The 13,553-nt window shown below is 36.6% G+C and carries 11 protein-coding genes; 7 read left to right on the forward strand and 4 right to left on the reverse strand.

What is annotated here, in order from left to right; all coding sequences use genetic code 11:
* Positions 1-257: 257 nt before the first annotated feature.
* Positions 258-995: an IclR family transcriptional regulator gene (locus ACN6MX_RS00325; protein WP_419960715.1), complete on the reverse strand. Its 738-nt coding sequence runs from the start codon at positions 993-995 to the stop codon at positions 258-260.
* A gap of 150 nt (positions 996-1,145) precedes the next feature.
* Between ACN6MX_RS00325 and ACN6MX_RS00330 the strand changes: the two genes are divergently transcribed.
* The 6 genes from ACN6MX_RS00330 (at position 1,146) to ACN6MX_RS00355 (ending at position 8,074) form a co-directional block, all read left to right on the forward strand.
* The gene (locus tag ACN6MX_RS00330) at positions 1,146-2,018 is read left to right on the forward strand and encodes a dimethylarginine dimethylaminohydrolase family protein (protein WP_419960716.1); all 873 of its coding nucleotides are present in this window, start codon (positions 1,146-1,148) and stop codon (positions 2,016-2,018) included.
* A gap of 13 nt (positions 2,019-2,031) precedes the next feature.
* Complete coding sequence (locus ACN6MX_RS00335) at positions 2,032-2,799, forward strand: dimethylarginine dimethylaminohydrolase family protein (protein WP_419960717.1); 768 nt, start codon at positions 2,032-2,034, stop codon at positions 2,797-2,799.
* Positions 2,800-2,889: 90 nt separating this feature from the next.
* Complete coding sequence (locus tag ACN6MX_RS00340) at positions 2,890-4,314, forward strand: amino acid permease (RefSeq protein ID WP_419960718.1); 1,425 nt, start codon at positions 2,890-2,892, stop codon at positions 4,312-4,314.
* A 65-nt stretch (positions 4,315-4,379) separates the two neighbouring features.
* Positions 4,380-5,978 (forward strand): M20/M25/M40 family metallo-hydrolase, encoded by a 1,599-nt coding sequence (locus tag ACN6MX_RS00345; protein ID WP_419960719.1) that lies wholly within the window; start codon positions 4,380-4,382, stop codon positions 5,976-5,978.
* A 199-nt stretch (positions 5,979-6,177) separates the two neighbouring features.
* The gene (locus ACN6MX_RS00350; RefSeq protein ID WP_419960720.1) at positions 6,178-6,699 is read left to right on the forward strand and encodes a sigma-70 family RNA polymerase sigma factor; all 522 of its coding nucleotides are present in this window, start codon (positions 6,178-6,180) and stop codon (positions 6,697-6,699) included.
* A complete protein-coding gene (locus ACN6MX_RS00355; RefSeq protein WP_419960721.1) occupies positions 6,692-8,074 on the forward strand; it encodes a DUF4179 domain-containing protein in 1,383 nt (460 codons plus the stop codon). Before ACN6MX_RS00350 ends, ACN6MX_RS00355 begins: the two co-directional genes overlap by 8 nt.
* Positions 8,075-8,872: 798 nt before the next feature.
* Here ACN6MX_RS00355 and ACN6MX_RS00360 read toward each other — a convergent pair.
* Positions 8,873-9,691, reverse strand: coding sequence for a purine-nucleoside phosphorylase (locus ACN6MX_RS00360; protein WP_419960722.1), 819 nt, complete (start codon positions 9,689-9,691; stop codon positions 8,873-8,875).
* Positions 9,692-9,833: 142 nt separating this feature from the next.
* Positions 9,834-11,567, reverse strand: a complete 1,734-nt coding sequence (locus ACN6MX_RS00365; protein WP_419960723.1) for a methyl-accepting chemotaxis protein — start codon at positions 11,565-11,567, stop codon at positions 9,834-9,836.
* Between the two features lie 384 nt (positions 11,568-11,951).
* Here ACN6MX_RS00365 and ACN6MX_RS00370 point away from each other — a divergent pair, with 384 nt between their 5' ends.
* Positions 11,952-13,265 (forward strand): GHKL domain-containing protein, encoded by a 1,314-nt coding sequence (locus ACN6MX_RS00370; protein WP_419960724.1) that lies wholly within the window; start codon positions 11,952-11,954, stop codon positions 13,263-13,265.
* A 92-nt stretch (positions 13,266-13,357) separates the two neighbouring features.
* On the opposite strand, the gene ACN6MX_RS00375 is transcribed toward ACN6MX_RS00370, so the two are convergent.
* Positions 13,358-13,513, reverse strand: a complete 156-nt coding sequence (locus ACN6MX_RS00375; RefSeq protein ID WP_419962513.1) for an EamA family transporter — start codon at positions 13,511-13,513, stop codon at positions 13,358-13,360.
* Between the last annotated feature and the right edge of the window lie 40 nt (positions 13,514-13,553).

Raw genomic sequence — 13,553 nt, forward strand, 5'->3', positions numbered from 1 at the left:
TGCTAAAGGATTTGAAACTTCCTTTCTTCTCCTCCGAGCAGCTATGACAGCACAAAAAAGAGTGATCCCTTGGGATCACTCTTTTTGTTTGGAATTTAGTTTTTTTCAAATCGTCCCTATGTAAGAAACAATCATGTTTGCTTCTTACATAGGGGTTATATAGAAAGAGTAATTGTCGAATAAGACGGTTACTCTCTTTTTTGCTTTATATCAGTTAGGTAGCGACAAAAGACACTAAAGGGATCCTGTATCTGTTTTCAGTTATTAGATTTTAGTTTAACGGAAATATTATTCCCGGTTTGGATTACTTTACTTGTTAAGAATGAGAGACGTTCTTCCGTTAGGTTGAAGCTGACTACACCAACGCTTATAGCACCTATGATTTGACCAAGACTGTCCTTGATAGAAACCGCGATTGAAGATGTGCCTTCCGTTCGTTCGGAGTGGCTTGTTGCATATCCTTGCTTCGTAATCTGACTGAGTGTTTGTAAAAAGTTAGGGATTTCTCTTGCGGGTAAAAGCTGTGACAATATACTTTCTGATTGGGAATTAGGCATGGCTGCAAGCATTGATTTGTTGGCAGCACCGATGTGCATTGGAATACGCAATCCTAGTTGGTCGTATATTCGGATTGGATTATTTTCGCTATCAATTCTTTCTACAATCATCGCTTCTATACCAACAGGTTTGCTTAAATAGACACTTTCTTCTATTTCCTTAGATAAGCGTTCCAGCTCGGGTCTGACTTTACTGACGTAGTCTATCGTATCGTACACTTGTAGACCATACTCTAACCAAACCATGCCAAGACGGTACAACTTGGAGTGTTCATCTTGCTCTACCATGCTTTGTTTAATCATCGCTTGTAATAATCTATGCATCGTACTTAGTGGGAGCTCACATAGTTTAGAAAGCTCAGAAATACTTATTCCTTTATCATTTGCATGCGCTGCTAATACCTTTGCAACAGACATTGCACGAGTAATGGATTGCATGTGAATCACCGCCTATTTTATATTATTCTCAAAATCACCTTTTAAATATTCGAAATATATTGACATCATATCATGGAACGAATATATTTTAAATATAATATTTCCGCTATTCAGAAACGTTTTCCGATAGGTGGAAAAAGGAGCAGAGAAATGTCTTATAACTCATCCATGTATAAAAAATTAGAGCGAGTAATTGTAAAACATCCGAACGAAGCTTTTATTAGTCAGGAACACTTATCAGATCAATGGAAAACATTCAATTATCTCCAAGAACCAAATTTTGAAGAAGCGGTGAGTGAATATAAAACATTCATCGAAATTTTAGAAAAGCATGTACCACAAATCGACTATTTACCGAAATCGGACAAAGTAGGTTTAGATTCTATTTACGCGCATGACCCAGTGAAACTTACGCCGGCTGGTGCCATCATTTTAAGATCAGGTAAGAAATTAAGACAGCCTGAAGCGACCATTTATAAAGACTTTTTACAAGAAAAAGAGATTCCGATTATTGGAGAGTTAGCTGGTGAAGCGGTATCAGATGGTGGAGATATCGTCTGGTTAGATGATAAAACTCTTGTAGTGGGTCGCGGATATCGTACAAACGACGAAGCCATCCGCCAACTAAAAGAAATAACAGCTCCATATGTAGATGAGTTTATCGTTGTGCAGCTTCCACATGATCAAGGAGAAGCAGAATGCTTACATTTGATGTCTTTCATCAGCATGGTTGATAAAGATTTGGCAGTGGTGCATTCACCATTAATGCCAGTATTTTTCCGTCAGTTACTAATTGAGCGTGGTATTCAAATAGTGGAAGTATCAAAAGCAGAATACGATAATCTTGGATGTAATGTACTAGCGCTTGCACCTCGTGTTTGTTTAATGGTCGAAGGCAATGAATCGACGAAACAGCAATTGCTTGATGCAGGAGCAACAGTTTATGAATACAAAGGGCGAGAAATCAGTGTATTAGGTACTGGTGGTCCAACATGTCTAACAAGTCCAGTCATTAGAAACTAAGGGGGAACATAAAATGAGTAAATTTCAACATGTAATCGCAAAAATACCGAGTAAAAGCTATGTAGAAGGATTAACAACTTCAGATCTTGGGAAACCGGATTATGAAAAACTATTAGTACAACATGAGGCTTATGTGGAAGCATTAAAAAAATGTGGAGTAGCGGTAACACTGCTTTCAGCAAGTGAAGAATTTCCAGATTCGACGTTTGTAGAAGATGCTGCAGTGCTGACATCTGAATTTGCTGTTGTTACAAATCCGGGAGCGGAATCTAGAAATGGAGAAATTATTGAAATTGAAAGCACTTTAAAAGACTTTTACAAGAAATTTCATTATATTAAATCACCTGGAACGCTTGATGGTGGAGATATTCTTCAAGCGGACAATAAATTCTATATTGGAATTTCTGAGCGTACCAATGAAGAAGGTGCACACCAGTTAAAAGAAATTCTAGAAGGCGAAGGATTTGAAGCAACAATCATCCCGTTACAAAAATTCTTTCATTTGAAAACTGGTATCGCTTATTTAGGGAAAAACAAAATGGTCGTTGCAGGGGAATTTGTCGATCATCCAGCTTTTGATTCATACGACAAGATTATTATTACCAATGAAGATGAATACTCAGCAAACTGTATTCGCGTAAACGATTATGTCATTATTCCAGAAGGGTACAGCGAAACAAAACGGAAAATTAACGAAGCTGGCTATGAAACAATTGAACTTGATATGTCTGAAGTTCGCAAGCAAGACGGCGGTCTTAGTTGCCTATCACTGAGATTCTAACGAATTATTAGGGGGGTGGGGCATCCCTAATAATCAAAAAAAGAAGCGTATTTGGTTAAGTTAAATAGATTACATGGGGGAGGGAATATTATGTCTAATATTGGGGAGTCAACACAACAAAATCTATTAAATCGCTCGATGAAAAGTCGTCATTTACTTATGTTGTCACTTGGTGGGGTAATTGGGACGGGATTATTTTTAAATGCAGGTTATACGATTAATCAGGCAGGTCCAGGAGGGGCTATACTGGGTTATCTATTTGGCGGGTTAATCTTGTATATGGTAATGGTGTGTCTTGGAGAGCTTGCTGTTCATATGCCGGTAACTGGTTCTTTTCAAACTTACGCGACGCGATTTATTAGTCCATCTGCAGGATTTTCACTTGGATGGATGTATTTTGTAGGTTCGGCTGCTACAGCTGGTGTCGAGTTTACGGCTGCTGGAATACTAATGCAGCATTGGTTCCCAGATGTTCCAATCTGGATTTGGTGTGCAATTTTCATGGTTTTATTGTTTGCTTTGAATGCGCTTACAACGAGAGCTTTTGCTGAGGCGGAATTTTGGTTTGCAGGTATTAAAGTCGTGGCGGTAGTTCTGTTTATAATCATTGGGGCTGCAGCAATTTTCGGTCTTATTCCATTGGAAGAAAGAGCAACACCATTTGCGACTAATTTAGCTCCTACAGGATTGTTTCCAGCTGGGATTGCTATTGTTTTTGTGACAATGATGAATGTTATCTTCTCCTACCAAGGATCTGAGTTAGTTGGTATTGCAGCAGGAGAAACGGAAAATCCAGAAAAGAATATCCCAAAAGCTATTCGAACAATTCTTTTTAGAATCGTTGTGTTTTATATTGCTTCTATTATTGTATTATCTGCTATTTTTCCAGCATCCGAACTTGGACTGCTTGAAAGTCCATTTGTTACTTTAATGAATTTAGCGGGAATACCATATGCTGGTAGTATTATGAACTTTGTTATATTAACTGCTATTTTGTCAGTAGGGAATTCATGTTTATATGCTTCAACCCGTCTATTGTGGTCGATGGCTAAAGAAGGTATGGCTCCAAAAGTGTTCGGTCGTTTATCTAAACGAAAAGTTCCACTTGCTGCTTTAATATTCACAATGGCTTTTTCTTTACTGTCATTATTAACAAGTGTGATGGAGGCAGATGCAGTATTCGTGTTATTGATGTCTATTGCAGGAATTTCTGTCACTATTTCATGGATGGGTATTGCGGCATCCCAATTGATGTTCCGTCGCCAGTATGTGAAAAATGGTGGGAACCTGGATGATTTAGGTTATAAAGTTCGCTTCTATCCATTTATTCCGTTATTTTGTATTGCGTTTTGTTTATTGATATTAGTGTTTTTAGCGTTTGATCCGACGCAGCGTGTTGGACTTTATTATGGAGTAGGTTTTTTCATCGCTTGTATGATCTTCTATAAATTGAGATTAGAGAAGAGGAACCAACAAATAGCCGTAACAAATAGTAAAGTCGTTCAAGAGAATTAAAAAATAATTTAACTGAATATTATGGATCCTTAATGTCGGGCACTAGTAATAAAGGGGAATTTAAGATGAGTCAATTATTATGGAGTACACCAGAATCGCTTCGAGCGTTATTATGCGAGCTTGTTAGTTGGGATAGTATTACATTAACTGAAGGAGAAACTACTTTTGCTCCTAAAGCATTGGATAAGTTAAGAGAATTAAAGTATTTTCAAGATCATCCGAGTCATTTACAGTTGCTGGATGCAGGATTTGGGAGACATGCAGTAACTGCATTATATAAACACCCAGATGCTGTTGAAACGGTGGTTTTGATCAGTCATTTTGATACGGTTCAAACAGAGGAATATGGTGCCTTGCAGCCACTCGCTTATTTTCCAGAGGAACTGACTCAAAAGCTTATGAAAGATCCGAGTGATTTACCAGAATCAGCTCGGATCGATTTAGAAACTGGAAAGTATTTATTTGGTCGAGGCACGATGGACATGAAAATGGGGCTTGCGCTCCATATGCAATTGATAGAAAAAGCAAGTGTCGAAGAATGGCCGATCAATCTTGTGTTGACTACCGTTCCGGATGAGGAAGTGAATTCTGCAGGAATGCGTGCAGCGGTAACTCAATTAGTACGGCTTCGTGAAGAATTTGGGTTAACTTATAAATTATTTTTAAATAGTGAACCGTCGTTTTCTCAAAACCCAACGGATATCGCGGAGTATATTTATTCAGGAACAATCGGTAAAATTATGCCCGCTGCTTTATTTTATGGGAAAGAGACTCATGTTGGAGAGCCGATGAAAGGAATAACGGCAAATTACATCGCATCTTATTTGACACAACGTATGGAATGGAATTCACTATTCCGGGAGACGGATCTTGGTGAAAGTACTCCGCTTCCAGTTTCTTTGCAGCAAAGGGATTTGAAGATGTCTTATTCTACACAAACGCCATATCGTGCAGTGTCGTTGTATAATGTGTTTTTATTTAAACGTACTGCATCAGAAGTGATGGATCTTTTTGAGCAAGTGGCAAAAGAGGCGATGGATGCGCTAAACGTCGATTATCAAAAAATTTGCCAGCGTGAGAAAATAAAAGGTGTGGGAACAGTCAAAGTACTTCGTTATGAACAACTGCTTGCCTATGCAAATCAAAAGCTAGGAGCAGAGGAAGTCGAACGCTTAAAACAGGAAGCGCTTGTGCAGGAAGATTGGGACGATCGTGAAAAATCATTACGTATCGTTGATAATTTAATGATTCAATGCCAAGAATTAGCTCCTGCGACAGTAATTCTATTCGCACCCCCATACTATCCAGCGGTTAACACATCTAATGATCCGCTAATTATAGAAGCAGTAGAGCTAATGAAGAAATCGGGGCAATCATTCAATAATAAGATCGACCAAATTCACTACTTTAACGGAATTTGTGATTTAAGCTACGTAAATTACGAAGATATTGGTAATGGGTGGACAGCTTTTGAAAATAATACACCGATTTGGGGAGACACATACAGTATCCCATTTGAAGACATGGCACAATTGAAAGGTCCCGTATTAAATGTTGGTCCTTTCGGAAAAGACGCGCATCAAAAAACCGAAAGATTGCATGTAGATAGTGCATTCGTCGAAATGCCTGTAATGCTAGAAACTTTATTGAAAAGCTTATATTAATAGGAAAAGTGACTTCAGAACTGTATATGAAGTCACTTTTTTATATATAATCGACCCTGTGTAAGAAACAATCAAGTTAGTTCGAACAAACATGAATGTTTAAACTTTTACGTTTGTTTCTTACACAGGGTCCTTTAATCAAAACTTTTTTCAAAGTTGTAAGTCTAATAGATAGGGACAAATGAAAGAAGGTGAAATCTTGGATGAAAAAGGACAAGGGAAGAAAGCGATTAAAGGGGATGAAGAGGCATTTTTAGCATTAATTCATTCATATGAAGAAGCATTATATCGAACAGCTATCTCGTATTTGAAAAATGAAGGAGATGCACTAGAAGCTATTCAGGAAGTGACATATAGAGCTTATAAAAGTATAAAAACAGTGAAGGAGCCTGCCTATTTTAAAACTTGGCTCATCCGGATCATGATGAATTATTGTCGGGATGTCATCAAGAAAAGGAAGAGGGAGGTATTGGAGGAACGAATACTTAACATACAAGGAATAACCGAAGATTTCACTTTTTTGGAGGTCGAGGAGGCACTTTTAAGTTTATCCGATTACGAAAGAGAGTTATTGCATTTGAAGTATTTTGAAGATGTCAAAATAAAGGACATCGCCATTATGTGGAATACTCCAGAAGGTACGATTAAAACGCGACTACATAAAGCATTACGGGCACTTAGGGCAGGATTTGAAGAGAAAGGAGAGGTTAAACGTGTTTGAGGAGGAAAAAAAGAAGCTGGAGCAGAGAAAGAAAACAATTGGTCAGGTCGAAGTATCGAAGGACAAGCTATATTCTGCTGTACAAAGTGGATTTGAGAAAGCAAAAAAAGAACAACTAATAAAAAGAAAGAAGATTATAAAAAGGAGTTCATGGTCGATCGTAATTGCTGCAATCCTTCTCATCTCGTTTATCACATCTATCTCTGTATCGCCTGTTTTCGCCAATAAAGTTGCATCTATTCCGGGGATGGAACGAATTATTGCACTTATTCAGCAAGACAGAGGTTTAACCGCTGCAGTTGAAAATGACTTTTATCAACCACTGAATCTCTCTCAAGAAAAGAACGGCATTACGGTGACGCTTGATGGGGTAATTGCAGATAAAAAGGGAATGGTCGTTTTTTATTCCGTTCATTCGAAAAAAGTGGATTTGAATACACTTGAATTAAAGTATCTTCAATTTTCCTCAGGGATGACTCCTCGCTATCAAGTTAATTTAAATGATTATTTTTGGAAATTGACACCAAAAGAAGGGACGAACTTTTATAGCGGCACGCAGACTATGGAAAAAGTGAAATTTTCACATGACCCCTCTTGGAAGGTAGGTATAAAAAATGGAGATAAGATTGAACATTTTAAGATTCCATTTACTTATAAATTAATGGATATAGAGAATAGAAATATTGTTGTGGATAAAGAAGTTACAATTGAAGGACAACGTATTAAAATAAGGCAGTTAATCGTTGATCCAATAAGGACGACTGTTAGATTAGAGGAAGATCCTAATAATTCAAAGAAACTTCTATCAAGAGCGTTTGATGAATTAAAGCTTGTAGATGAAATGGGGAGGACTTGGTCTGCAATGCCTGGAAATTCATTTAAAGTACTTCCTAAAGGAAACTTGTGGGAAGTCCCACTTACGGAAAGTTTTTATTTCCATGATCCGAAGGAGTTAACATTAACCTTTGGAAAACTCGCAGCAATGGATAAAGAGGAAGCCCATATATTAATCGATACCGAAGCGAAGAAGTTTTTGGAACAGCCTTCCAATTCAATATTCTCCAACTTGCAAGTGGAGGATAATAAAGTCAGTTTTATAGTAGAAGTCGATGAAGATTACGATAAGAATATGGTTCATTTTAATAAGTTTATCGATGCTGAAGAAAAAGAGTTCTATATAGTTACTGGGGGGCGTACACCGTTTGTTTATAATTATGTGAAAGGTTCAATGATAAATATTCCTGAAGTGGGACGGAAATTTGAATTTGAATTACCCACTCTTACTTCTTATACAAATCCGATTCGGTTGGATTTTGACTCTTACCCATCCTGGATAGAAGAGGATATGGAGATAGAAGTCAAATACGATGAGTAATTTGTTTTTCGAAGTTTACCGCTCACATTCCATGGGATAACAGACAATCGATTGCCATCCCTATTAAAACTTACCTGCTAATGATATGAGCACATGAGTTCAAAGCACACTAAAAACAGTGAATACTAGATGGTATTTTCAAATAGTACTGCTGATTTACGTTACAGGTGGACGCGCTTTAGCAGGGTGAGCGATGAACCATCACCGACGCTTGTACGTCGATGTGATGGTTCATCTGTATCACTGATCCTACCGGAGTCGCCAACTTTCACTACAATCAATTAGTGTGTAGTACTCCACTAGAAGATTTAGCATCGCTTTTCGCTTAGATGATAAGATTAGTCAATTTTAGAGAGTGAACAACTTATTTGTAATCGCTTGTGCGTGAAAAATGCGATGATTAAATGATAGAGGAAGAAAGCAGACTTTCTTTTTTACTAGTCGAAATAAAGAGAAATAGTAAGTGTTTGACTCATAAAGAAGCGAAATAGCGAACGAAATTGCATCTTCGAGAGCTCCCTCCATGAATAGGACAGTAGCTTTTCTCTAGTTACCCAAAAACGCACTTACCTGTTTCTATGCGTTGTAGGAGGGCGACGGACAGACAAACGCCATAAAATTACCGGAAAAAGAGAAGCTGGTCGTGACGCAGTCACGACCAGCTTCTTTAAAAATTCACTCGGTAATAATGTAGCTACCTGTCTGTCCAAAGTCCTTCGAAAACGATAGAAACAAGTTTTGGCCTTAAAGGACGCTTGCGTTTTTCTAATTTACAATTTAGTTTCGGTACTATCTATTTTAAATCTCTTCCAGAATCCCTTTAACTAATCCAACAAATTTAACTCTAACTTTTCCTGCAACGTCAATTACTTCTTCATGATTTAATGGCTGATCTAATATCCCACATGCCATATTTGTTATGCAAGAAATACCCAGTACTTTCATACCACCGTGAGTAGCTACAATCGCTTCTGGAACGGTGGACATCCCTGCTGCGTCAGCTCCTAATGTGCGGAACATACGGATTTCTGCTGGAGTTTCGTAAGTAGGTCCACTCCACCAAGCATACACTCCTTCTTGCAATTCCATGTTTTGCTTATTCGCTACCTTAGTTGCAATACTACGTAGCTCTCGGTTATACACTTCTGATAAATCAGGGAAACGAGTACCTAATTCGTTATTATTCGGGCCAATTAAAGGATTAGCCCCAACTAAGTTAATGTGGTCTGTAATTAACATTAAATCACCTGGGTTAAAGCTTGTATTTACGGCACCGCAGGCATTTGTAATAATTACTTTTTCAATACCAAGTGCTTTCATTACACGTACTGGGAAGGTTACTTCATCCAAAGTAAAACCTTCATAATAATGAAAACGACCTTTCATAGCAGCAACTATTTTTCCATTTAATTCTCCAATAACAAGTTCGTTGGCATGACCTATAGCTTCCGACTTTGCAAAGTGAGGAATTTCACTATAAGGAATTTTGATTGGGTTCTTAATTTCATCAGCAAGTGTCCCTAAGCCTGATCCTAAAATCATTCCAATTACTGGACGGTGATCTGTCTTGCTCAATATAAAATCTTTAGTTTCTAAAATATCTACGATGTGGTGCATCCATAATTCCTCCTTGAAATAGTACATAAAAAAAACAATACACAAATTATGTTTTCGATAAAAGTTTAATGTAGTAGAGGAACATTGTAAAGAAAACTACAAAGTAATTTGAATTGTATTAGAACCTGGTACCTCTTAATACTTAAAGCAATTTAAAATCAGAAACAACATCTTGCAGTTTCTCGGACATTTCTGCTAAAGATCGGGAAGCCGCAGTCATCTCAACCATGGATGCATACTGTTCTTCTGCAGCAGCTACTACATTTTGAGTATAATCGGTTGATTTTTCTGTGACATCTTTTGTATTGTCTACTTCATGTACAAGAATATCTGTATTATTATTTATTTCTTGAATTTCTGCTGAAATTATTGATAATTTATTATTTATTAAACTCACATCAGTTGCTATTTTTTCAAACGTACTTCCAGCGTTAGATACGAAACTCATACCAGTCTCAATTGCTGTTTTTCCTTCATTCACGGTTTGAACAGTATGTTTTGTATTGATTTGGATTTCACCTATTAAAGCAGAAATATTTTTAGCAGCATTTCCAGATTCCTCTGCTAGTTTCCGTACTTCGTCTGCTACAACCGCAAATCCTTTGCCATGTTCTCCTGCTCTTGCTGCTTCAATTGCAGCGTTTAAGGCAAGTAGATTTGTTTGTTCCGCAATACCTGTAATTACATTAATGATTTCACCAATTTCTTGTGATTTACGTTCAAGTGTTACCATTGATTCTGTAGTTATCGTACTTTGACTATTTATTTGTTTCATTTGTTCGACCGTTTGCGTAATAACGTCATTGCCTGAAAGGGAAACTTTAGACGTTTCAATAGCAAGATCATTTACTTCCTTAATATTGGACGTTATTTCCGCAATACTAGATGAAATTTGACTAACGGAGCTTTTGGCTTCCTCCATACCAAATAATTGTTTTTCTTGACCAGAAGATATTTGCTGAATGGAATCCGTAATTTCCTCTGAAGCTCTACTAGTTTGTTCACTACTTGCTGTAAGTTCTTCAGACGTTGCTGCTACTTGTTGTGCTGAACTAGAAACAGAATCGATTACTTCTTTTAAATTAGACGTCATTGTGTTTATGCCAGTAGCCAAATCACCTAGCTCATCTTTATTTTTAATCTGAATGTTTGGACTGGATAAGTCTTGATGAGCAATCTTTTTCACGTTTTCAACGATTAATTGAATCGGAATTGCTAAATGTCTGGAAAATAGAATAATAATAATGGTACCTAACAAGATACTCACGGCTAGTGTAATGATAAGTGTTTTAAGGATTGAGTTAGTCCCCTCATTAAAGGCTTCCATATAGGTTCCGGCACTTATCACCCATCCCCAGTTGGGATCTAGTGCATTATACGTAATTTTTGTCGCCGCAGTATCGGGCTGATTTGGTAAGTCCCATTTATAATATGTAATTCCGCCGCCATCCTGCGCAGCTTTTATGATATCCTGTACGATATACTTTCCATCAACGTCTTGGTTCTCCCAGGCATTGGTTCCTTCTATAGTAGGATGCGCTATTTCTAGCCCGTCTTCTCCATAAGCTACAAAGTATCCATTCGCACCTAAGTCTACTTTAGATGTGATCGTACGTTTACCATCACTTTGTAAATCTCCTATTAAATATTGTTTTACCTTTTCCTGTGCATCCTCTAGGGTTATATCTCCGTTTTCAACGGCATAATTCATTGAGTCGATTAATTGAAGTGCCATTTCTACGCCATTTTTTAGAGTTTTTTCTCCCAAATCATCTAAATTATTTTTAGCCGAATAATAACTGCTTACCCCTATTATTACACTGGGAATTAGTAGTAGACAAATGGAAATAATAAATAGCTTTGTACGTATTTTCACTGTTAAATCCTCCGATTATCTGTAGCTATTACTTGATGGGTTGTAGTTACTTTTTCTTAAAACATATTAATATCAAATAAATATTTAAATTAGCTATTATTAACTACATCTTATTATCGACTATAACTTTGTAATCTTTAGTGATTATCAAATTGATAAGAAAGGACTATTCAATTAAGGTGAAAAAGTATCGTAAATTGCAAGGTAATATGTGAATGATACCTAATAATACCCTTTTTCATCCCATACATCGTTCTGTAAAAATAGGATACGTAAGACACATCAGGTTATTAGTAATGTATTATAGTATAATTACATTATTTGCATGAAAATTGTCGAATAATCTACTTTTAATAGAACTAACTAAAGGAAGTACATATGTATATGAAAAGTCATAAAGTAAAAATAATTTTTGTCCTGTCTACTGTATTATTACTCTTTTTTTCAGCTTTAAATGTGTATACCTCATACGTGAGAATGAAAAATACAGTCGAAGAATCAGTTGCAAACCAAAGTTTAGAAGCGGCCAAGTCAATAGCTTCCTCTATAGATGTAGAAACCTATCAGAAATTTTTGGATAACCCAGAGAAAAATGAATATTTTCGAGAAATTCAAATCTATTTGAGTGATGCACGCGAAAAGTTAGGCTCCCTATATGTTTATACACTAAAGGTCGATAATCCTAAAGTATCTAAACAGATGATAATAGGGCACTCTGGCAAGCTAGAGAGTTTAGATAATTATCGGATAGGGGATGCATGTACAGTACCAGAAGAGCAAGTAAAAAAAGCCTATGAGGGAAAGACATATGTGACCGAAGTACTGAAGGATCCAAGTTATGGAGATTATTTATCTGTTGGAGCACCGATAAAGAACAATGAAGGCAAAATACTAGGTTATTTAGGTATCGATACGAGTGCAGATACAATCAATCAGATTAAATTGGCTGCGTTAGAAAGGAATACTGTAATGCTTGTATTCAACGGTGTATTCATTTTCATCGTGATAGGCTCCTTTTTATTTATGCAGAGATGGTACCAAAGAGAGGTCGCAAAGGAAGTGGGGCATACAGAGGAGACATATCAAACAGAAATAAAAGCATTAATAACCTCTGTGTCTTCAGTACGACATGATTTTAACAATCATATTCTAGTTTTACATGGACTCCTACAAATAGGACAGTCGGATAAGGCATTACAATATGCATCCTCTCTTTTTAATGAAGTAAAAACGATTGAATCCATTAAAGTAAATATAGATCATCCAGGACTTTCGATATTGTTGCAAACTAAGAAACTAGCGGCACAAAATCATCATATTGATATGGATATAGCAATCTGCGATGTTTCATTTGAGAGAATAAAAACGACGGACTTAATCATTATTTTATCGAATTTAATCGATAATGCCATGGATGCAGCGATAGACTGTCCAGAGGGAGAACGAAAAGTATCGATTGAATGTACGGCAAATGATACTAATTATCTATTTAAGATTACAAATACTGGTCCACAGATTCGTGAGAAAGAACAAATTTTTAATCAAGGGTATTCAACAAAAAATGAAGAAGAAGGAAAAATAAGAGGACAAGGATTATTTATAGTTAAGGAAGTAGTAAATAAATATAATGGGAAAATTTCTATTGATTCAACAGCCGAATCAGTAACAACGGCTATTGTGGAAATTCCGCTAAAGTAAATTTGCTTTTTTATAGTTATGCAGATTGCTATACAAAAAATAGATACTCTACATATGTAGAAGTATCTATTTTTATACTATTTACTTTTAGTTTAAAGAGATATGGAAACACCTATGACAATTATATAAGCACCAATCAGTTGTAGGAGTTGAATGCTAATACCTAACAGGAAGAATCCGAATACCATTGCTTCAAAAGGTTCAAAGTTTAACAAAAGTGCGGCTTTGGTAGCACCGACTTTGTGAATAGATTATTCCAGAGATAAGTACGTAAACCATGCATAATAA

Origin of the sequence: Psychrobacillus sp. BM2 (assembly GCF_048572895.1) — a bacterium.
Taxonomy (GTDB): Bacteria; Bacillota; Bacilli; order Bacillales_A; family Planococcaceae; genus Psychrobacillus.

Bases quoted from the DNA above. Each gene is read 5' to 3' on its own strand.
- ACN6MX_RS00325 (WP_419960715.1), bottom strand. From the start codon at position 995: ATGCAATCCATTACTCGTGCAATGTCTGTTGCAAAGGTATTAGCAGCG.
- ACN6MX_RS00330 (WP_419960716.1), top strand. From the start codon at position 1,146: ATGTCTTATAACTCATCCATGTATAAAAAATTAGAGCGAGTAATTGTA.
- ACN6MX_RS00335 (WP_419960717.1), top strand. From the start codon at position 2,032: ATGAGTAAATTTCAACATGTAATCGCAAAAATACCGAGTAAAAGCTAT.
- ACN6MX_RS00340 (WP_419960718.1), top strand. From the start codon at position 2,890: ATGTCTAATATTGGGGAGTCAACACAACAAAATCTATTAAATCGCTCG.
- ACN6MX_RS00345 (WP_419960719.1), top strand. From the start codon at position 4,380: ATGAGTCAATTATTATGGAGTACACCAGAATCGCTTCGAGCGTTATTA.
- ACN6MX_RS00360 (WP_419960722.1), bottom strand. From the start codon at position 9,691: ATGCACCACATCGTAGATATTTTAGAAACTAAAGATTTTATATTGAGC.
- ACN6MX_RS00370 (WP_419960724.1), top strand. From the start codon at position 11,952: ATGAAAAGTCATAAAGTAAAAATAATTTTTGTCCTGTCTACTGTATTA.